The 20795-nt window shown below is 61.0% G+C and carries 20 protein-coding genes; 11 read left to right on the top strand and 9 right to left on the bottom strand.

The annotated features are described in order from the left end of the window. Positions 1-37: 37 nt before the first annotated feature. On the bottom strand, positions 38-1144 hold the full coding sequence (locus HBOR_RS05665; RefSeq protein ID WP_006053989.1) for a DoxX family protein: 1107 nt from the start codon (positions 1142-1144) through the stop codon (positions 38-40). A 107-nt stretch (positions 1145-1251) separates the two neighbouring features. Next, positions 1252-1665, bottom strand: a complete 414-nt coding sequence (locus HBOR_RS05660; protein ID WP_006053988.1) for an archease — start codon at positions 1663-1665, stop codon at positions 1252-1254. Between the two features lie 179 nt (positions 1666-1844). On the opposite strand from HBOR_RS05660, the gene HBOR_RS05655 reads away from it, so the two are divergent. Further along, entirely contained in the window at positions 1845-2321 is a 477-nt protein-coding gene (locus tag HBOR_RS05655) for a GNAT family N-acetyltransferase (protein ID WP_006053987.1), read from the top strand. Positions 2322-2388: 67 nt separating this feature from the next. On the opposite strand, the gene HBOR_RS05650 is transcribed toward HBOR_RS05655, so the two are convergent. Further along, on the bottom strand, positions 2389-2676 hold the full coding sequence (locus tag HBOR_RS05650; protein ID WP_006053986.1) for a GYD domain-containing protein: 288 nt from the start codon (positions 2674-2676) through the stop codon (positions 2389-2391). Between the two features lie 99 nt (positions 2677-2775). On the opposite strand from HBOR_RS05650, the gene HBOR_RS05645 reads away from it, so the two are divergent. Continuing rightward, positions 2776-3744: a sugar phosphate isomerase/epimerase family protein gene (locus HBOR_RS05645; protein ID WP_006053985.1), complete on the top strand. Its 969-nt coding sequence runs from the start codon at positions 2776-2778 to the stop codon at positions 3742-3744. A 125-nt stretch (positions 3745-3869) separates the two neighbouring features. Beyond that, a complete protein-coding gene (locus tag HBOR_RS05640; RefSeq protein WP_006053983.1) occupies positions 3870-4979 on the top strand; it encodes a Gfo/Idh/MocA family protein in 1110 nt (369 codons plus the stop codon). Between the two features lie 60 nt (positions 4980-5039). Here HBOR_RS05640 and HBOR_RS05635 read toward each other — a convergent pair whose 3' ends face one another. Further along, the gene (locus HBOR_RS05635; protein WP_013440534.1) at positions 5040-5426 is read right to left on the bottom strand and encodes a hypothetical protein; all 387 of its coding nucleotides are present in this window, start codon (positions 5424-5426) and stop codon (positions 5040-5042) included. Between the two features lie 636 nt (positions 5427-6062). On the opposite strand from HBOR_RS05635, the gene HBOR_RS05630 reads away from it, so the two are divergent. The 3 genes from HBOR_RS05630 to HBOR_RS05620 all read left to right on the top strand — a co-directional run bounded on the left by HBOR_RS05630 (position 6063) and on the right by HBOR_RS05620 (position 8641). Further along, entirely contained in the window at positions 6063-7001 is a 939-nt protein-coding gene (locus tag HBOR_RS05630; RefSeq protein ID WP_006053982.1) for a hypothetical protein, read from the top strand. After that, positions 6998-8257, top strand: a complete 1260-nt coding sequence (locus tag HBOR_RS05625) for a nucleotidyltransferase domain-containing protein (RefSeq protein WP_006053981.1) — start codon at positions 6998-7000, stop codon at positions 8255-8257. Before HBOR_RS05630 ends, HBOR_RS05625 begins: the two co-directional genes overlap by 4 nt. Before the next feature lie 93 nt (positions 8258-8350). Beyond that, positions 8351-8641 (top strand): PqqD family protein, encoded by a 291-nt coding sequence (locus tag HBOR_RS05620; RefSeq protein ID WP_006053980.1) that lies wholly within the window; start codon positions 8351-8353, stop codon positions 8639-8641. Positions 8642-8757: 116 nt separating this feature from the next. Here the strand turns inward: HBOR_RS05620 and HBOR_RS05615 are convergent, their stop codons facing one another. Further along, positions 8758-9909, bottom strand: a complete 1152-nt coding sequence (locus tag HBOR_RS05615) for a GNAT family N-acetyltransferase (RefSeq protein WP_006053979.1) — start codon at positions 9907-9909, stop codon at positions 8758-8760. A 703-nt stretch (positions 9910-10612) separates the two neighbouring features. On the opposite strand from HBOR_RS05615, the gene HBOR_RS05610 reads away from it, so the two are divergent. After that, on the top strand, positions 10613-12517 hold the full coding sequence (locus tag HBOR_RS05610) for an ABC transporter ATP-binding protein (protein ID WP_006053977.1): 1905 nt from the start codon (positions 10613-10615) through the stop codon (positions 12515-12517). A 45-nt stretch (positions 12518-12562) separates the two neighbouring features. Here the strand turns inward: HBOR_RS05610 and HBOR_RS05605 are convergent, their stop codons facing one another. Beyond that, the gene (locus HBOR_RS05605) at positions 12563-13411 is read right to left on the bottom strand and encodes a translation initiation factor eIF-2B (RefSeq protein WP_006053976.1); all 849 of its coding nucleotides are present in this window, start codon (positions 13409-13411) and stop codon (positions 12563-12565) included. A 70-nt stretch (positions 13412-13481) separates the two neighbouring features. Further along, a complete protein-coding gene (locus HBOR_RS05600; protein ID WP_006053975.1) occupies positions 13482-13757 on the bottom strand; it encodes a DUF5822 domain-containing protein in 276 nt (91 codons plus the stop codon). 123 nt (positions 13758-13880) lie between these two features. On the opposite strand from HBOR_RS05600, the gene panB reads away from it, so the two are divergent. Then, on the top strand, positions 13881-14690 hold the full coding sequence (gene panB, locus HBOR_RS05595; protein ID WP_006053974.1) for a 3-methyl-2-oxobutanoate hydroxymethyltransferase: 810 nt from the start codon (positions 13881-13883) through the stop codon (positions 14688-14690). Between the two features lie 12 nt (positions 14691-14702). On the opposite strand, the gene HBOR_RS05590 is transcribed toward panB, so the two are convergent. After that, the gene (locus HBOR_RS05590) at positions 14703-15479 is read right to left on the bottom strand and encodes an alpha/beta fold hydrolase (RefSeq protein WP_006053973.1); all 777 of its coding nucleotides are present in this window, start codon (positions 15477-15479) and stop codon (positions 14703-14705) included. A gap of 147 nt (positions 15480-15626) precedes the next feature. Between HBOR_RS05590 and HBOR_RS05585 the strand changes: the two genes are divergently transcribed. From HBOR_RS05585 to HBOR_RS05575, 3 genes are all read left to right on the top strand, one after another. After that, positions 15627-16898 (top strand): RNA-guided endonuclease InsQ/TnpB family protein, encoded by a 1272-nt coding sequence (locus tag HBOR_RS05585; protein WP_006053972.1) that lies wholly within the window; start codon positions 15627-15629, stop codon positions 16896-16898. Between the two features lie 231 nt (positions 16899-17129). Continuing rightward, on the top strand, positions 17130-17378 hold the full coding sequence (locus tag HBOR_RS05580) for an Hsp20/alpha crystallin family protein (RefSeq protein WP_006053971.1): 249 nt from the start codon (positions 17130-17132) through the stop codon (positions 17376-17378). After that, on the top strand, positions 17375-19639 hold the full coding sequence (locus HBOR_RS05575) for a CDC48 family AAA ATPase (RefSeq protein WP_006053970.1): 2265 nt from the start codon (positions 17375-17377) through the stop codon (positions 19637-19639). Before HBOR_RS05580 ends, HBOR_RS05575 begins: the two co-directional genes overlap by 4 nt. A 655-nt stretch (positions 19640-20294) precedes the next feature. Here the strand turns inward: HBOR_RS05575 and bcp are convergent. After that, positions 20295-20771, bottom strand: coding sequence for a thioredoxin-dependent thiol peroxidase (gene bcp, locus HBOR_RS05570; RefSeq protein ID WP_006053968.1), 477 nt, complete (start codon positions 20769-20771; stop codon positions 20295-20297). Between the last annotated feature and the right edge of the window lie 24 nt (positions 20772-20795).

The following is a 20795-nucleotide window of genomic DNA, read 5'->3' as shown; positions in this document are numbered from 1 at the left end:
CTGAAAGTCTCCGGAAGCGACGTAAGCCGGTGTCAACTCAGGTACCGGACGGTGCGGTATCTTCGTGTTTTTGACTCTCATCGGTTTCGTGAAGCCACGCGTCCACTGAAAACGCGCCAGAACCCGTGACTAACAGCGCCGAGACGAGACCGAACAGCGAGATATGAGCGAGTACCGGATCGTCCGGAAGGCCGAACAGCGTCGTCGTAAAGAGCAGAAAGGAGATGGCGGCCGCCCCGCGGGTGAACGCGCCGAAAAGAAGTGCAACGCCGACGAGAACTTCCGTCAGACCCGCGCCGACGATCCACAGTTCGGGCGCGACGGGGACCACAGCGGTCAAGTCATACTTGGCAACGACGGCGAGGGCGTCGCCTGGGTTCATCAGTTTCTGCGCGATCCCGAGGTAGATAAACGAGATCCCGAGACCGACGCGGAGGACGACGGGAACAAGCGACGTGTACGGTTCAACGCGACGGACGAACGGCACGGCGACAGCGCGGTAAAACGGATCGATACGGGAGTAGAGAGTGTCGTCGGCGGCGAGGCGCGCGACGAGATGGTCTGCGCTCGGACGGCCGCCGCCGAGGAGCGCAATGGCGAGGAACCCGGGGACGTACTCGAACGCGAGAAACAGCGCCGGTTCGAAAGCGAGACCAACGAGGTACGAGAGGAGACCGACGGTGGCGACGAGGCGCGTCCCGAATCCGAACAGGAGCAGGAAGCCGACGCCGATGCCGAACAGGCGCGTGAACGTCGGGATCGCAGTCTGGACGAGAGGACTGAAAAAGTAGCCAGCGAAGCCCGCACCCACGAGAGGGAGTCCGACACTCAGACGAAGCAACCACGGAAGCAAGTCGTCATAACTAGCCATCGTCTCACGGAACACCGCAACATCGCGGCGGGCCGGACGGAGATGAAGGTAGAGTGCAACGAGTGCGCCGACAGTAACGCCGCCGATGCCGAGGACGGCGAGTGTGAACGGATCCGACAGCGCCGTCAGTAAGAACTGGACGACTTCGACCGGTTCGCTTCCCGGTGTGACGTATTTCACGTGCGCGCTCGCTCGTCCGGTGGCAGCGACGATGGCGACGACGACAACTGCGGTGAACGAGACGAACTGGGCCGCGAACGGTCTCTGTTTCATATCTCTCCCTTCGACCGAGAAGGGGTAAGTTCGTCGGACGTATCACGGCGGTAGAGGGCGCAAGAAACCCGATAACGAACAATAGAGATAGATTCACCCCATGCGGATCACACGTCGAGAACGACGTACGCTTCCCACCCCTCGTCCGTCTCTTCGACCCGCATCTCGGAGTAGGTGACGGCCTTGATCTCGCGGGCATCAATCTCGTCCAGTGAGACGCCGCGTGCGGACCCCGTGAGTACCCACTCCCCGTCGCGTTCTTCGACCGACGCCTCGTTATCGACGGGCATGACGGCGCGAACGTCGCGTTCGAAGATAAGCTGATCGAGATAGTCGAACAGAAGCGCTTCGACGTTTTCGGCGCGGACCTCAACATCGAACCGGTCACCACCCGTCTCGGGGATTTCGTCGCACCCGGCAGCGGCTAGGCCATCGGCGACGGCGGCGAACAGTGCAGAACGCGTCGGTGCGGACGCGGCGACGGCCACGTCGGCAGTGTGGTCGCGGAGTTCGAAGCTCATGTCATCGAATCTGCGTCGCCGTCACCCTCTCTCTTCCGGTCGTCGTCGGGTGCATCCGCTTGTCAGCAAGCGGACCGCTATGATATGCATCCGTTTTCAGCGAGCGGGCCGCTATGAAATTCTCGCGTCTCGGTCACAACGACGGTGGAGTTATATTCGTGACCACTCTAACCGACGGTGTGAGCGTCAACGTGGAGAAACGAGTGGATCAACCGGGGTCCGCAGAACACGCCGAAGAGGCGTGGGAACTCAAAGAGCGGATCCGGGAGTCCGAGGGCGTGCTGAAGCAGCGACACGGATTCTTCACGGACGCCTACCGTCGCGCGACGACGCACCTCTACTTCGAGGATGAGACACTCATGGGGTTTGCCGCCGCGCGCCGCGACGGATACATTCTCTTTCTTGCCGTCGCCCCCGAGGCACGCGGCAAGGGGTACGGCAAACGACTCGTCGCTGAAGTCGCCCGCGACCACCGCTCTGTTTCCTGCCACGCACGAACGACGAACGAAGACGCCCTCTCGTTTTACGAACACATCGGATTCGAGGTCAAGCGCCGGATCAGCAACTACTACGAGGACGGCGGCGACGCATACTACCTCCGCTTGGGCGAAAAAGCGAGTATCCGCGAGAAGTTCTCCGAGTTGTTCCGTCGATAAGGCTGTGCTGATCGGCTGATGGTCACCGTCGGAGCGACCGCGCCGGTGACTTTCACTCCGGACGTGTTCAAACGTCCTCGACGACTTCTCCGAGACGCTCGATGGGAAGCGCCTGCATCGTCTCGGTGTCGAGACCGTGGCGTTCGATGACCTGCGTCACCTGAAACGCCTCCCAGTCGTCCGAGACCTCGAACCGAACGTCGAAGTCGTACGGGCCGAGAACCACGTGCGTGTCGAGTATTTCGCCGCCGAGTTGCCGGACATCTTCCCGGATGGACCCCCAGATCGACGCGAGTTCCTGCGGATTCTGATATTCGTCCCCATCGACATCGACGTGTGTGATGTATGTCGGCATGGCTCTATATCTATGACAGAGAGTCAAAAGACTGTAGGCCGTTCGCCCATCGGTACCATCCCCCTCAAGATTTAATCAAACGCACCCTGTGCATTCGGTATGTACATCGGCGTACTCACCGTTCCGCTCGGTGGCGAATCGCTCGCCGACGCGCTCTCGTATCTGGACGATATCGGCGTTCAGGGCGTCGAGATCGGTGTCGGCGGTTTTCCGGGCGACGACCATCTCGACAGGCGTGCGTACCTCGGCGACGAGTCCAAGCAGGCGCAACTGCACGACCTGTTAGACGAACACGACATGCAGGTGAGCGCGCTCGCCACGCACAACAACCCGCTGCATCCGGACGAGGAGACGGCCGAGGAAGCGGACACCGAACTCCGCGAAGCCATCGAACTGGCCGCGCAGTTAGATGTAAACACCGTCACCTGCTTTTCGGGGCTTCCGGCGGGCGGCCCGAACGACGAGGTGCCGAACTGGATCACGGCCCCGTGGCCGACCGAGCACGCCGACGCCCACGAGTACCAATGGGATGTCGCAATCGAGTACTGGTCTGCCCTCGCCGAATTTGCCGACGACCACGGCGTCGATATGGCCATCGAGATGCACCCGAACATGCTCGTCTACGAACCGACGGGGATGCTGAAACTGCGCGAAGCGACCAACGACCGAATCGGCGCGAACTTCGACCCCTCGCACCTTTACTGGCAGGGAATCGAGGTGACCGACGCGATTCGGTTCCTCGGTACGGAAGATGCGATTCACCATTTCCACGCGAAGGACACGAAAGTGTACGAACCCAAGTCGCGCATCAAAGGCGTCCTCGACACCACCGACTACGCCGACGAACCGAACCGCTCGTGGCTGTTCCGCTCTATCGGCTACGGTCACGGCGAAAGTCACTGGAAGGACGTGGTCTCGACGCTCAGAATGGTCGGCTACGAGGGCGCACTTTCCATCGAACACGAGGACTCGCTCACCTCGTCCAGAGAGGGCCTCGAAAAGGCAGTGGATGTACTCGGACGCGCGGTCTTCGACACCAAACCCGGCGAGGCCTACTGGGCAGAGTAGTCTGTCTCAGAGACTCGTCAGCAGTTTTTCGGGATACAGTGTATCTCCTCAATGGAGGAGAGCGGACCGTCGCAAAAGGTTGCTGGACATGAAACGCTAAGCCGTCGCCGTGAGAACCGCTCACTATGACGCTCAACGTCGCCGTCCTCGGCTACCGGTTCATGGGTAAGGCGCACTCGAACGCGCTCGCGCGTCTCCCGATGTTCTTCCCCGACGCGCCCGATGTCCACCGCCACACGCTCATCGGCCGCGACGAGGAGGCGCTCGCCAGCGCCGCCGACGAACTCGGCTTCGAACACACCGCGACGGACTGGGAATCGGTCGTAGACGAAGTTGACGCCTTCTACAACCTCGGACCGAACCACATCCACGCGGAGCCATCCATTGCCGCGCTGAAGGCCGACACGCCAGTCTTCTGCGAGAAACCGCTCGCGCCGACGCTGGACGAGGCCGAGAAGATGCGTGATGCCGCCGCCGACTCCGACGCCATCGCCGGATGTGCCTTCAACTACCGGTTTGTCCCGGCGATTCAATACGCGAAGGGACTGATCGACGACGGAACACTCGGCGAGATTCGTCACGTCCGCGGGAGCTACATGCAGGATTGGCTAACAGACGCTGACGCTCCGTGGTCGTGGCGGAACGATGCGAAACTCGCCGGAAGCGGCGCGTTGGGCGACCTCGGCGCGCATACAATCGACCTCGCACGCTTCCTCGTCGGTGATGTCGCGGGTGACATCGAACGTATCTCCGGGAATTTGCAGACGTTCGTAGCAGAGCGACCCGTCGAGGGAACAGACGAAACGCGACCGGTGACGGTTGACGACGCCTACTCCGCGCAGGCGACGTTCGAGAACGGTGCGATGGGAACGTTTGAGGCGTCACGCGTCGCCGATGGGCACAAAAACGACCACACGATCCGGATTCACGGCTCCGAGGGGAGTCTACGGTTCTCACTCGAACGGCTGAACGAACTGGAGTACAAAGGTGCCGACCATCGGGGCTACGAAACGATTCTCATGACCGACGCGGACGACCCGTACCTCGACCACTGGTGGCCACCGGGACACGTTCTCGGCTGGGAACACACGTTCGTCCACGAAAACTACGAATTCCTTTCGGCCATCCGCGACGGGGTGGCGTTCTCTCCCTCCTTCGAGGCTGGGTACGCAGTCCAGCAGATTCTGGACGCAATCGAGCGGTCGGACGACAGCGGCGAATGGGTTTCGCTCTGACGGCTGACTCTATTCGCGGGTACCAGCCAGTTTGCCGTCGTCGCTATCGATTCGCGGTCCTCAGCGGACGCAGTCGGACGCTTCGATTGCCCATTCTTCCGACAACTGGGAGAGGCGTGGTTCGGGAATCACCGCCGAATCCCCGTCGAGGAACACACCGATAGTGGTGTCCGTGCCCAAGGGGACGATGATGGCGACTAGTTCCTCGAAGTAGTGGACGGACCCGCGCAGGCTGCCCGGACCGGACGGATTCGTCTCGTGACGTCGGACGGACTCTTGACCGATGTAGAACCGTCGCAGGAGATGCGCGTGTTCGCGCGCAGTAGCTGGGTCCACGTCGGACCGCAGATAATGTGGTTGAACCTCCTCACCCGCATACTCCACGCAGCACCGCAAGTCCTCGTGCAGCTCTGACCGGAGGAGATCAACTAGATGTGCGATACCCATACGGGCACCACAGCAGCCGACAAAAATAACCCTTGGTCCCAGATATCATACCAGAGAACTAGAGCGTGTTGGAAATATTATTGCTAGCGAACGCAGATATCTAGAGTTCAAACGCCATTCTACCAGCAAACGCCGCTAAATCTCCAAATACAGATGATGAGAATACTCTGAGAAGGCTATGATAGTAGAGGATACTGAACTGACACATATCCGAATCATTTCGGATATCCGCTCGTTGTCCGGCGAAATTGAACGGCTGCGACGCAACGGTTATGCGGTAGATATTGCCAAGCATTGGTTCATTCCGGTCGAATCTCGCCGCAGTTAGGACGCGCCAATATGAGGACAGCGCCGAGTAACTAACAGTTTCGACGGCTATCTCGGCAATGGGGAACTCCCCCGAGCATGGACGACCGCCCTCCGACCGAAACGTACGGAACGTAGACAAACAGACGTAGACGATACGAGGGTCGTCGTCAGCTCACGATGGACGACGAGTAGTCACGGGCGCTCCCGCACCGGTGTTTGTCACCTCACACGGTGAGGGAGTTCCCGAATCGATTGTTGACGGCTAACGGCTGGTTTTGACGCGTAACGCGCTCTATACTTATTGACGAACGTCTCCGTCTGTTTTCCATGACGCGTACCGACTCCCGAGGCCGCTTTCGATACCGCGCGTTCGGTCTCGACGTTGCCTCGACGCTTACGTTTCCGGAACTCCCGGAAACTGTCGTCACCGAATCTGCTGAGGGCGACGCCGACGTATTTGTCCGCGTCGGAACCGTGCCGTTCGACGGAGAAACCCCCGACGACGGCCCCGCCGTAACGTTCGAGACACCCGAGGAGTTCATCCTCCTTTACGACGCCTGTCGCATTACTGTTAGTCAAGGGCGCGAAATCGTCGTGGACCCCGCGCCCGACGCTACCGAGAGAGACGTCCGCTGGACGGTTCTCGGCCCCGCGTTCAACTTCCTTTTGCACCAACGCGGCCACCTCGTCTTGCACGGGAGCGTCGTCGCCGTTGACGGTCGTGCCGTCGCGTTCGTCGGTGAGTCCGGTGCGGGAAAATCTACGACCGCGGGCGCGTTCGCCGCCGCCGGGCACCGAGCGCTCGGCGACGACGTGGCGGCCATCCGATTCACCGACGACGGCCCCGTCGTCCAACCCGGATTCGCGTCCATCAAACTCCACGACGACGCGGCGGCCACGCTCGGCGGTGGACTCGTCCCGGTCACTGACGGCGGTGAGAATACGCCAACTGCTTCTCGTCCCGACGAACGGTTCTACCGGACCGCCGATGTAGACTCCGATCCAGTACCGCTCGCGGCAGTTTATCGCCTCGTTGATGGCGACGACGTGACAGTGACCCCGCTTCCGTCCGTCGCCGCCGTCGCGGAACTCGGGCGGAACGCCTACACAGTCGGCACGCAACAGCGCCGCGATGAGGCGATACTCGCCGTAGACCGGTGTCTCTCTGTCGTCGAGTCGGTCCCCGTAGCAACGCTAACGCGTCCTCGACGGTTCGACGCGCTTCCGGACGTGGTCTCCCGTATCGAACAGGAGGTCGGTTCGTGAGCGCCACATCCGCCGCGCGCAAGGGTCACGAAAGGGCAGACACTGACGACGACGCCGTGGCGCTGGCGACTGCGCTGGCGCGGCCGACACTCGACGAAACAGCGCAAACGGCGATATCTCGCCTTGCACCCGAAGTCGAGGCGGACGAGGTACTGACGGCCGCACATCACCTCGGCGTTGGACCACTGGTCGCATCGCACCTCACCGACGCCGACGTGCCCGCCGCGTTTGAATCGCGCGCGAGAGAGCGGTGCCGTGCCACGGGTGTCCGAAACCTCTCGTTCGTCGCTGAACTCCACCGCGTCCTGTCCGCGTTCGCCGACGCCGGACTCCGTTGTCTGGTCTACAAAGGCCCGGTTCTCGCCGTATCGGCCTATGGCGACCTGTCACGCCGAGATTTCTCGGACCTCGACTTGTTCGTCCCACCCGGAGACGTGCCTGAGGCCTGCGCCGTCCTCGAATCACTCGGCTACAACCCGTGGTCCGAGAACGGAACGGCAGTTACAGACGCAGAGAGTCTTGTCTCACGCGCTGCCGAGCGCACGTACTTCCGACCTTCCGAGGACACCCCCGAGAGAACTGTGGCAACCCGACGGCCGCCGTCCGTCGGCGTCGCTGTCGAACTCCGTTGGCGACTCGGGACCGACCTCAGACCGTCGTGGTTGACGTTCGAGACGGCGTGGGAGCGTCGAACCGAGGTACTCGTCGGCGGCCGCCCGGTGCCGACGTTCTCGAACGAGGACACGGTTCTCGTCCTCGCACGCCACGGCGCGAAACACTACTGGAATCGCCTCGGTTGGGTAGTAGACGTCGCGGCGTTCCTCTCTGAGAACGACATCGACTGGGACCGACTCCGCGCGCGTGCAGCGCGCGCCAACCGACGCCGCATCCTCCATGCCTGTCTGTTGCTCGCGGCTGAGACGGCCGACGCGCCCGTTCCAGCAGAGATACTCGCCGACGCCCGCGCGGATTCGAACGTTCGTCGCGTCGTCATCGACGCACAGGGGTTCGTCGCATCGAATCCTGAAACGGCCGCGTACGGCGAACGCGGACGGCGGCGGCGGACGCGGTACGAACTGCAGTTGTGTGACACTCGCCGCCAGCAGGTGCTGACACTGTGCCGGCTGGCGTTCGTCCCGCAACAGGCCGACTACGCGGCCGTCTCGCTTCCAGACTCCCTACACGGCCTCTACCGTGTCACCCGCCCAGCACGCCTTGCTGTCAAAGCGCTTCGGCGACGAGTCGAACCCCGCTAGGCGAGGAACGTAGCGAGTCGCTGACTCGGTTTCCATCGGCTAACAACTGGTTCGCGGTGAGTAACTATCGTGCAACCGCCCGTTCTACTCACTATGACAGCCATTGCACCCGAGAAAACGGTAGTTGCGTCCGCCGATGTCGTTGCCGCCGACGTGGGTGGCGAACGACTCCTGTTAAACCTCGACACCGGACTGTACCACGGCATGAACCCGGTCGGAACGCGGATTTTCGAACTCATCGACGAACCACAGACGGTCGAGGCCGTTGCGGCCGCCATCGAGGAGGAGTACGATATCGAGTCGGAAGTGGCGGCGGCCGACGTACGCGAGTACGTCGAAACCCTCGTTGACGCCGGGCTGGCCGAAGTCACGGAAACGGCGTAACCACCCCGAACGACCGATTTCGGTTCAGGGGCGGGCGGTATTCAGTTCCTCTGAGACCGTCTCTCATCTGTCCCTGCTTTCTCTGGCTCATTGTTGCCTCGAACCGATGCGGCGACTCACATCGCCACGTGCCAGAGATGGTGACTGTCGTCGGCGAGCGCCGCACGAATCCCGTGTCCGTCGTTGATGACGCGGTACCCGAGTGAGAGTCGCGGCGGTTCGAGCCGCGACATCGGGAACGTCCGGTCCGAGAGGAAGCCGAACGACCGGAGGAGGTCCGACGGGAACGGAACCGCGACGCGATAAGCGTCGGCGGAGGTAGCGCTGTCACTTCCCTTTTTGTCCGTCAGAGCGCGTTCGAGAAGCGCGGCGAGTGCGCGCTTGCGCGTCTTGCCACCGGAGAGCGGAGCGACGTGGACGATTGAATGCCAGCGTGTTCGGTGCCACCGCCGCTCGGAGACGACGAGAGCCGCCACGTCCGAACCGCCGCGCGCGGCGACGTACGTCCGAAGCCCGGTGAAATCAGGGTCCGAAAAGTGCGCTCGAATCGTCTGTACGTCGAAAATCGGATGAATAGTCTCCGGGGTGGCCGTCTCGTGGAGTCGAGTCAATCTGTCTGCGGGTACGCCATCGACGCGTTGCACGTCGAGCGTATCAGTTGGACGGCAGAGGCCGCGCTCGCGTCGGACGGCATCGTGGACGAGCGTGTTGCCCGCAAGCGTTGTCGCCGTCAGCGCCCCGCGGAGACTCCGATTTTGCCCCGTCCGAGTGCGGACGAAGTCGCGGACGTTCCGCGGCCGGATGAACTGCGGTTGCATCGACGGGATGTTCCAACCCATCTCCTCGCACGCTTGGCGAGACTGTTCGTTCATGTGGCCGAAGATGAACGTCGCCTCTCCATAGTCGAGATATCCTCCGAGAGCGACGTTCGTCGCCGCGGTGAACACTCCACGGCGGCGATGTTCCGGGTGAACCATTACGTCGCGTCCGAGCAGGCCGATAGCCGATTTCTCACCGACCCGAACTCGGTACGCAACTGACGGGAGCATGCCGACGATGTCTCCCTCGAATTCGATGACGACGATGGGTGCGTCCTCGAATAGACTCTCGGAGCCGTACATCGTCTCGAACCACTCGTGTCCGGGATCCCGGCCACTTACCGACTCGTAGACGCCACGGAGACCACTTTCGTCGTCCGACTGAAACGGCCGGACAAGATAGGTTTGATCGTCTAGTTCGACCGTCTCCGAGTGGCGTGCGAGACTCATTGCCGGAACTGACGGCTGAGACGCCATTGGTTATTGAGACTGTGATGATAGAACGCGTCTAGTATGGGCACGGCTAACCCCGAAGGTAACAGTATTTGGTGGTTGTGAACAATTGTATATGGTCTGAACTGATATATGGGTTGTCAGTTCATGCGAGAGTAACTAACACCGAAACCGGACAGGTATCCAGTGAGGTGTCCAGACCTCGAACTATGACGTACGACCGCCCGACGCTCGAAACCTACGGAACCGTTCACGAACAGACGCAGACTTACAACGATTACGACGCGAGCATCCCACCGAAGCAGTACGAATCGTAGCCCATTCGTCGGTGGATCGATACTCGCAGTGGTGAGTCATCCTCGAGAATCCTCGTTTGTTGTATTTCCGCTGGTGACTGCCCTCGTTGATTCTCGTCCGTTGGTTCATCCCGTTGCTCCCCCATTCGGTCCTCTTGCCTGCTCTCTTTATTCGGTCCTCCTCGCCTGCACCCTCTATTTGTCCCTCTCCGACTGTTGATTTCCTCCGCTCGGCACGCCTCGTCTGACTTGCTATTTGTTACCGTCCAATCCGCCGTCCGAAACGAACAGCTAGGGCCCGTAATGCGACCCATACTTAACCGCCTCTCGGACGCCTTTTCTCGCATGAACGTACTGGTGACCCACACAGATGCCGTGCGGGCACACCGCCCGGGTGGTCGCCGGTGAGCGACGAACGTTCCTCGGAAGCACCGTCTGCGACGCTCGGAGAGAAGCTCGCCGCACTTCGGACTGTCATCTCCTACGACCCGACACGATTCGGCGGGGTCGTTGCACTGAGCCTCGTCGTCGCTGTCTTCGAGGGAGTCGGACTGAGCTTTCTGCTTCCGCTGGTCGAAGCCGGGCGCACATCGCTCACTGTGGCGTCCGACCAGACCGTCGTCTCGTGGTTTGCGGCGGCGTACGGCGCTGTGGGCGTTCCGTTCACGTTCGAGACGCTTCTCGGCGGCGCGGCTCTCGCACTCGGACTCCGATTCGGGATGGCGACGTTCGTCCGCTATCTGCAAGCGCAACTCGTCGCCGACTATATCCGCAGTCTCAAGACGGGTGTCTTCCGTGGCATCCTTGATGCGGACCTCTCGTACGTGGACGAACGCGGGTCCGACGAACTGCTGAACACGCTTGTCACGCAGTCGAACTATCCGGCGACGGTGTTGTCGAGTGTCCTCTCTGTGGTCGAACGCACGTTGCTCGTCTTTACGTATCTCATCCTCGCTCTCGCCGTTGACCCGCTCCTCACGACCGCTGTCGCCGCTCTTCTCGGTGTCATTACGGTCGGTGTTCGCTCCGTCGTCGGGTCTGCGTACGGGGCGGGAAGCAGCATCGCAGCGGCCAATACGGAGATTCAAGCGCACGCGCAGGCGGGCGTACAGGGCATCCGCGACGTGCGGCTGTTCGGATTAGACGACGTGGCCGCGACACGCTACACTGACGCGTTGGACGATTACATCGACGCCGTCGTCGGCCTTCGCGTCAACCAGGCCATCGTCTCGAATCTCCACCGATTCGCCGCCGCCGTCGTCGTTCTCGTCGCCGTCTATCTCGCGTTGACGTGGGCGGCACTCTCGTTGGGCGCAGTCGGCCTGCTGCTTTTTGCGATGCTCCGTCTCGGTCCCGGTGTCTCATCGCTTCAGTCACAACTATACGGTCTCGACGGCAAACTTCCGCACTTGGTCGAGACGCTCCGCGAACTGGACGAACTGGCTGCTGCCCGGGCCGTCCGCGGGGGTGACGCCGACGTACCGGCACCCGTCGAATCGGTCGCGTTCGACGGCGTTTCCTTCCGCTATCCGGATGGCGACCAAGGCGTCTCGAACGTGAGTCTCCGGGCTGAGCGCGGAGAATTCATTGCTATCGTCGGCGGGTCGGGCGCGGGCAAGTCAACCATCGTCTCGCTTCTCGCTCGTCTGTACGCTCCCGACACGGGAACGATTCGAGTAAACGGAACCGACCTCTCGACTGTTCGAGTTGACGACTGGCGCGACCGTCTCGCTGTCGTCCGGCAGGACCCGTACATCTTCGACGATACGCTTCGGAACAACGTCCTTGCAAGCGCGCCCGAGGCTTCGGAATCAGCGTTCGAACGTGCCTGCGCCGACGCGGGCGTGACAGCGTTCGCGGAGGGGTTGTCGGACGGATACGACACCGTTCTCGGCGAGGACGGCGTACGCCTCTCGGGCGGACAAAAACAGCGCGTGGCCATCGCGCGCGCGCTCCTCCGAGACGCGGACGTAGTGGTGTTTGACGAGGCAACGAGTAACCTCGACGCGCGGATGGAGGAGTCCGTTCTCGGGAGCATCCGTGAGGCGACGCGTAACCGCGTGTTCGTCGTCGTGACACACCGACTCGGAAGCGTCGTGGACGCCGACCGAATCTACACCGTTGCTGACGGGCGCATGGTCGAAGACGGCACCCACGAAGAGTTAGTCGCTGCCGAAGGCACGTACGCGTCACTGTACGCGTCGATGTCCGGCTTCGAGCTTGGCGATACTGACAGTACAGATAACTCTGGTGGGGACGGTGCGGACCACTCCGACACCGAAAGCGTGGCCGCCGCCGACTCGGATTAGGCTGATACCGGTTCGGAGCGTCTTCGGAGCGTCGGTAGCTGTCTTTTAAAACGTGCGGACGCCCTCGTCGGTGATGACCTCGTCTACGAGTTCCGTCGGCGTCGCGTCGTAGGCGGGGTTCTCGATGAAAACGTCTTCGACGGGTTCCAACGACACTTCCGCCGTGGAGCGAATCTCGTTTTCGAAGATGAACCCGTCATCGACAATCTTCGCACCCGATCCGACAACGGTGACGGGGATGTCGAGTTGCGCCGCGGTAGCGACGATGGGGAACGTGCCGACGCGGTTGTACAGCGTGTCCTCAACGATGCAGTCCATGCCGACGACGACGCGGTCGCACTCTTCGAGGAAGATGCCCGCTGCGCCGTCCACGATCAGATGTGGCTCGATGCGGTCGATACCCGAGAGCGTCCGTGCCGTCTTTCGGCCGAGGTAGCGCGGGCGTGCCTCGGTGACGTACGTGGTCATGTGGTTCCCATCCGCGGCCGCGATTTCGACGGCTTCCAACACGGTCGAAGAGTAATCGTGTGTGAGGAACGTTTCGCCGTCTTTGAACGTTTTCGCGGCGTTAGCCGCCGCTCGTGACTTCCCGTTCTCGATGTCCTCGACGACGCGTTCGACGGCCGATTCGGTGAGTTCTTTCGCTTCGTCCACGGTAGACGCCTCGCCTGTGACGCGAGTGAGAACACCCTCCATTGCGTTGTAGAGCGACGCGTGCGAGGGGTTCGCTCGCTTTAACGCCCCGACGTTGCGTTCGAGGTCTCGCTCGTACTCCTCGACCGTCGCGTGGTCGCGGTCGAGCAGTTCCGTCAGGGCCCGCGTGGCCTTGACGGCGACGACCGAGGAACTGTGTGTTTGCATCTCCCTGATTTCCTCTATCGTGTCGTCAATCATACCTGCAGGTCACAGAGTTGGGACAAAGTACTTCCGGGAGTCGGCGTCTCACGCTCGCCCGGCTAGCCTGTCAGTCGTCCATCTCGATGTCCGCTTCGGGTGGCGTCCCGCCGTCGCCCGCGTCAGTTCGCTTCGCGTAGATGAAGGCGGAAATCGCGGTGAGTATCCAGATGACGGCACCGACACGGATCGCAAACGAGGCGCGCGCGGCCCACGTTGGAAGCTCGTAGGCGATTGAGAGCGCGGCGACGGTCGGCGACCCGACGAGAATGGTGACGACGAACGTCGTCTGCATCACCCACCCGTAATCAACGCCATCGGGGTTCGTTCGTTCGACGCGTGGCACAGCGTCTCGTTCGTCTGTCGGGGGTTAATGCGTGCCGGTTCTGATACGCATATAAATATTAATAATCGATATGGCAGAACTGACAACGAGACGCTTAACACGAACAATAGAGTCCGATATCACATGACCTCGGTACGTGACGTACGCGAGAAAGCGGGGACGACGCCGATAACGATGCTGACTGCATACGACGCGACGACCGCCGGCGTAGCGAACGAGGCGGGTATCGACGTGCTTCTCGTCGGTGACAGTATGGGCAACACCGACCTCGGATACGACTCGACGCTTCCGGTTACGGTAGACGAGGTGGCATCGCGGACGGCGGCCGTCTCGCGCGGCGCGGACGACGCGCTCGTCGTCGCGGATATGCCTTTCCTCTCCGTTGGCGTGGACGAGGCGACGAGCATCGAGAACTGCGGGCGCATGGTAAAGGAAGCGGGCGCGGATGCGGTGAAGTTAGAGTCGGGAAGTCACACGGTCGAACTCACCGAACGACTCGTCCAACTCGGGATTCCGGTGATGACACACCTCGGTCTGACGCCCCAACGAGTGAAAGAGACGGGCTACACCCAGCAGGGGACGACACGCGATGAAGGCCACGAAATCCTCGACTTGGCCAGAAAACACGAGGAAGCGGGCGCGTTCGCACTGGTTCTCGAACACATCCCTGCAAATCTCGCGGCACAGGTCACCGACGCCCTCTCGATTCCGACGATTGGCATCGGCGCGGGATCTGACTGCGACGGACAGGTGTTGGTCGTCGACGACGTGCTCGGTCTGTCCTCGTACTCGCCGCCGTTCTCGAAGCAGTACGGAAACGTCCGCGAGCAGATGCTTGACGCGGTGTCGGCGTACCGCGAAGATGTCGAATCCGGCGGCTTCCCGGCCGACGAACACAGTCACGTCGTGGACGAGTTAGACGACCTGTACTGACAGCGACGACGCCTACTCCAGTCGGCGGTTGACGAAGTCCTGTATCGCCGTGTTGAACGCCTCGGGTTGCTCCAGCATCGAGAGGTGCGCGGCGTCTTCAACGATTCCGAGTTCGCAGTCCGGCATCTCCTCGCAGAAATACTCGTGATACGACTGAGGAGTGAGCCTGTCGTGTTCACCAACGAGGGCCAGCGTCGGCACATCGACCGCGTCGAGTTCGTCCCGAACGTCGAACTCGTGGCAGGTCCGAAAGTCGCGCTCTGTCACTGCGCGCCCGACGTCTTGCATCGCTTCCTGCGAGAGCATCGCGTACTCGTGCTCCGGGTCGTGAAACAGCCGATCCGAGTCGTGCAAGAACGACACAGCACGGGGGAAGTCATTAGAGAGCCACATCAACAGGTCATCGAGAACGGCAAGCTTCGCACCCGTCCCGGCGAGAATGAGTCCGTCAACATCGACTTCTCGTTCGAGGAGCGCCGTGAGAATTACGGCACCGCCGAGCGAATTGCCGATTAAGACGGACGCATCAACTTCCTCAGCGACGGCGACGACATCGTCCACGTAGGCAGAACACGTCTCGTATCCTGGTTCGGCATCGATATCGTCGCTTTCGCCGTGACCGCTCAAGTCGAGGACGGCGACCGGAAACTCGTCGGAAAGACGAAACTGGGACTTCCAGACGGCGTGCGTGCCTCCGCTTCCGTGGACGAACAGAAGCGTCGGTCCCGCCGCGCCGCGGTCGGAGACTCGGTACGCCGTCTCGCGTCCGTGGTGTGTGACGGTGTCCATAGACAACGTTCACGCCGTCCGGTGATAAACTTCACAGAAAAGATCAAGGCGGATGCCCCGAGGCTTGACCTCGGGGAGGAAGCCGACAACTAAGGGCACAAACCACGTTACGAAGGTAGGCTACCTCTCAGCGATATGTGAAACACAGTGGAATACCGTCGAACCGCCGTCATCAAACTCGACACTCCCAAAGGAGCAAATCCGATTCTCCATGAGACTGTCGAGCAGTTCAAACACTGCGCCAACACCGCAAGCGAGTGGTGCTGGCACGGGCGTCGCCAGATTCCTGTAGAATCTGGCTGCCAACCAGAAACGCGCGGCGTTTCTAGTGACGACGACGGATACCACGTCACATCCAAAGCCAAAGCCGAACAAGCTCTCTACGACCAACTCCGCAACGAAACCAACCTCACCGCGAATCTCATCCAGAAAGGGATTCGACGGGCGGTTGAAGCCGTCAAAAGCGGAGTTGAACGCCTCAAGCGTGGCGAGAGAACCTCACGACCCTACTTCTCAGCAGATAGCGCCGTGTACGACAAGCGAAGTGCAACGTTCCACCGCGACCACGTTTCCCTCTCTACCGTTGACGGACGTATCGAGTGCGATTACATCCTTCCCGACGACTCGGAGAAACCACCAACGAAGTACGTCTCCGACGAGGATTTCGAGTTTCGGATGGCGCACTTACAGTACCGCGACGGCGACTGGTACTTGCACGCTTCCATGCGGAAGGTCGAAGAAAGCGACGACCCCGAATCCGATTCCAAGCACAGAACAGTTCTTGGTGTGGATTTGGGCGTGAACAACCTCGCCGTCGCTTCAACAGGGCGCTTCTGGTCGGCAGACGAGTTCAACCACTGGCGCAGAGAGTACGAGAAACGCCGTGGATCGCTCCAACAGTGCGGCTCGCGTCACGCTCACGAGAACATCGAGAGTGTCGGTCACAAAGAGACGGGGAGATTCGAGATATATCTGCACTCGGTGGCGAACGAACTCATCGAGGAGGCCGTCGAATACGACTGCTCGCATATCGTGTTCGAGGACTTGACCCACATTCGGGAGAACATCCCGAAGGCGACGTGGCAACACGTATGGGCGTTCCGACGCCTCTACGAATACGTCGAATACAAAGCTGAGGAGTACGGCGTGGAAGCCGTACAGGTTGACCCACGCAACACGTCGAAGCGGTGTTCGACGTGTGGGTTTACCCATAGCGACAATCGGTCTGGGGAAGCGTTCTGTTGTCAGAAGTGTGGGTACGAGAACCACGCTGACTACAACGCTTCCAAGAACATCGGTTTGCAGTATCTCCGTCGTCGGCAAAACGCGGACGATGGAGGCGCATCCGTAGATGTGCGCTTGAATCGCGGGACGCTGAACGTGAACGGCGAATATTCGTCTACTGCTCTTGGCAGTTAGACCGGGAGTCCACGCGAAAGCCTCGGGGTCGAACGGAAATCTTTGATTTCCGTGATGACGAGACGCTACGCGTCTCGAACCACTTGACCCCGAGGCCATTTACACGGAACGTTCGATCACCGAATTGTGTGAACCGCAATTCAACCGTAACGTCTCTACCCCCACCACGTGGGGCGGTTCTCGGCGACAAGTATATATTCTCTCAATGCTAACCTCTGGTTAGGAAATATCATGGATATGCAACAGTTCGTCGGCGGCAACGAGGGATTCCTCCGCCGCTACGAGTACGAAGACAGTTGGGTCGTCGCCGCCGACCTCGGCGCGTTTGGCGACGAGGTGGACGTGGACATCGTCGGTACGACCGCCATCGTCGTCGCCGAGATGGGCGACAGAGTTACCGAGACGGAATTCGAACTTCCCGGTGAGGACGCGTCGGTTTCGACGAACAACGGCATACTCACTATCACCGTTCAAAAATGAAGCTCATTGTCAAACCACTGAAGCAGAAAGACGCTGGTCGTGGACTTGCGGCGATTGATCGCGCTGCCGCCGAAGAACTCGGTCTCGAAGGCGGCGATTATATCCGCATCGAGGGTGACGGCGGCACCGCCATCGCTCGTGTGTGGCCCGGTTACCCCGAGGACCGCGGCAGTGGCGTCGTTCGTATCGACGGCCGACTTCGCCAACAGGCGAACGTCGGCATCGACGACCGCGTACAGGTCGAACCCGCGGACGTAAAGCCCGCAAAAACCGTCTCTATCGCCCTGCCGCAGAACCTCCGTATCGGCGGCAACGTCGGGACGTACATCCGCGACAAGCTCTCCGGACAGCCCGTCACGAAGGGGCAGAGCATCCAACTTCCCCTTGGATTCGGATTCATGGCCTCCTCGAACCAGTCGGTGCCGGTTAAAATCGCCTCCACGCAACCGGACGGCACCGTCGTTATCACCGACTCCACGGAGGTCCAGATAAGCCAGAAACCCGCAGAGGAGATTCACGGCGCTGAGGGTCGTGACACCAGTGAGGGCCCGTCGGTAACCTACGAGGACATCGGCGGCCTCGACAGAGAACTCGAACAGGTCCGGGAGATGATCGAACTTCCGATGCGGCACCCGGAACTGTTCAAGCGCCTCGGCATCGACCCGCCGAAAGGCGTGCTCCTGCACGGTCCGCCGGGCACCGGGAAGACGCTCATCGCCAAGGCCGTCGCCAACGAGATAGACGCGTCCTTCCACACGATCTCCGGTCCGGAGATCATGTCGAAGTACTACGGCGAGTCCGAAGAGCAACTCCGCGAGATATTCGAAGATGCCGAAGAGAACGCGCCGGCCATCGTCTTCATCGACGAGATCGACTCCATCGCACCCAAGCGCGGTGAGGCTGGCGGTGACGTGGAACGGCGCGTCGTTGCCCAACTCCTCTCGCTGATGGACGGGCTAGACGAACGCGGAGAAGTCGTCGTGATCGGCGCGACGAACCGCGTCGACGCCATCGACCCGGCGCTTCGGCGCGGAGGCCGGTTCGACCGCGAAATCGAGATCGGCGTCCCCGACAAGGAGGGCCGTAAAGAGATTCTACAGGTCCACACGCGGAACATGCCGACCGCCGAGGGCGTAGACCTCGACGAGTACGCGGAGATTACGCACGGGTTCGTCGGCGCGGACATCGAGAGCCTCGCCAAGGAATCCGCGATGAACGCTCTACGGCGTATCCGCCCGCAGTTGGACCTCGACGAGGACGAGATCGATACCGACGTCCTGGAGTCGCTAGAGGTCCGCGAGGACGACTTCAAGGACGCGATGAAGGGTATCGAACCCTCCGCGCTCCGCGAAGTGTTCGTCGAAGTTCCCGACGTGACGTGGGAGAACGTCGGTGGCCTCGAAAACACCAAAGAGCGCCTCCGCGAGACCATCCAGTGGCCGCTGGAGTACCCCGAGGTGTACGAGAAGATGGACATGCAGTCGGCGAAGGGTGTCCTGCTCTACGGGCCGCCGGGGACGGGGAAGACCCTTCTGGCGAAGGCTGTCGCCAACGAGGCCGATTCCAACTTCATCTCCGTGAAGGGGCCAGAACTGCTCAACAAGTACGTCGGCGAGTCCGAGAAGGGTGTCCGTGAGATATTCAAAAAGGCGCGCGAGAACGCCCCGACCGTGGTGTTCTTCGACGAGATTGACTCTATCGCCATCGAGCGCGGCCAAAGCTCCGGTGATTCGGGCGTCTCCGAACGCGTCGTCTCGCAACTCCTGACCGAACTCGACGGGCTGGAGTCGCTCGAAGACGTGGTCGTCATCGCCACCTCCAACCGGCCGGATCTCATCGATTCGGCGCTTCTGCGTCCGGGGCGACTCGACAGGCACATCCACGTGCCTGTTCCCGATGAGGAGGCACGGCACGCCATCTTCGAGGTACACACCGAGCACAAACCGCTGGCAGACGACGTTGATCTCGACCAACTCGCCCGCAAGACCGAGGGCTACGTCGGGGCCGACATCGAAGCGGTCTGCCGCGAGGCATCGATGGCTGCGAGTCGGGAGTTCATCAACAGCGTGGAACCCGAAGAAGTCGAAGAGTCCATCGGCAACGTCCGCGTCACCATGGATCATTTCGAGGCGGCACTCGACGAAGTCAACCCGAGCGTCACCCAAGAGACGCGCCGTCGGTACGAGGAAATCGAAGAGCGGTTCCAGAAGAGCGACGTCGAACGCGATCCTGAGGAAAAAGTCGGCCGGACGTTCCAGTAATCGCAGATACGGCGACTTCGCCACCAACTCTCGGCCAAGAAATTCACCCGCGGGACCGCGGGTGAATCTCCGCCGACCGATGCCCTTTTATCACTCAGTGCTTCTATGTAGAGGTACGTTCTTCTCCCCAATGACACGGACCACTAGTTGCAGGTTTATTTCACCGGAAACGTGGTGTGTTCGTCAGTGGCCATGTTGTGTCGCTCCGCGCTTTCGTAGTCCCCCTCGTTCTCATACTAACGAAGTACCAAGCTCGTAACCGATACCGAAGGTACCGAGAGTGCCACAGAAGAGCCAATCTGCCGGGAATCGAAACTAGTATCGAAACCGCGGCGAGTTAATATCACATTAGGTACAAAAATATTCTTCTGCGAATATTTTTGTCGTCAGCAATCGCCCCACCAACTGTGCAGCAATGCACACTGTAACGATACGTTCGACGACTGGTCCGACACCGCCGCCCACGGTCGGACGTTTCTCACCGTGTACGTCGCCGAACGACAACTGAATGCCGGGACGGCAGGACTGTGGGTCGTCTGTCACCGCAACGCCGACGAGTCAACTGACGATGGCATCCGACAGTGACTTTGGTGACAGCGCTGCCGTCCTTCATGCTTGATCGGCTTCTACTGCGGACTCGCGTCGGACTGTTTGACTAGTCGCTCGACTCGCGGTGGGCTTTGAGGTCCGAGAGAATCTCTTCTGCATGCCCTTCAGGCGAAACACCTTCGTAGGCGAACGCGATGGTCCCGTCGGGTGCGACGACGTACGAGTTCCGGAACACGCCATCGAACGTGTTGCCGAACATGTTTTTCTCACCGTAGGAGTCGTACGCCGACGCGACTGCACCGTCCTCGTCCGAGAGGAGCGGGAACGAAAGGTCGTGGTCATCCGCGAACTCTTCGAGGTCGGAGATAGGGTCGTCGCTGATTCCGAGGACCGTTGCGTCGTGTGCCTCGAACTCGTTTGAGGCGTCGCGGAACTCGCACGCCTCGGTGGTACATCCCGGCGTGTTCGCGCGCGGGTAGAAATAGACGACAACGTACTCGTTCTCGAAGTCCGAGAGCGACACTTTCTCGCCGTCCTGATTCTGCAACTCGAAATCCGGGGCTTCGTCACCGACGTTGAGCATGACTCACGGGTCGGGGAGGAGCGT

Origin of the sequence: Halogeometricum borinquense DSM 11551 (assembly GCF_000172995.2) — an archaeon.
GTDB classification, from domain to species: domain Archaea; phylum Halobacteriota; class Halobacteria; order Halobacteriales; family Haloferacaceae; genus Halogeometricum; species Halogeometricum borinquense.
The sequence above is the reverse complement of the archived record's forward strand: the minus strand, read 5'-3'. Positions and strand labels throughout refer to the sequence as shown.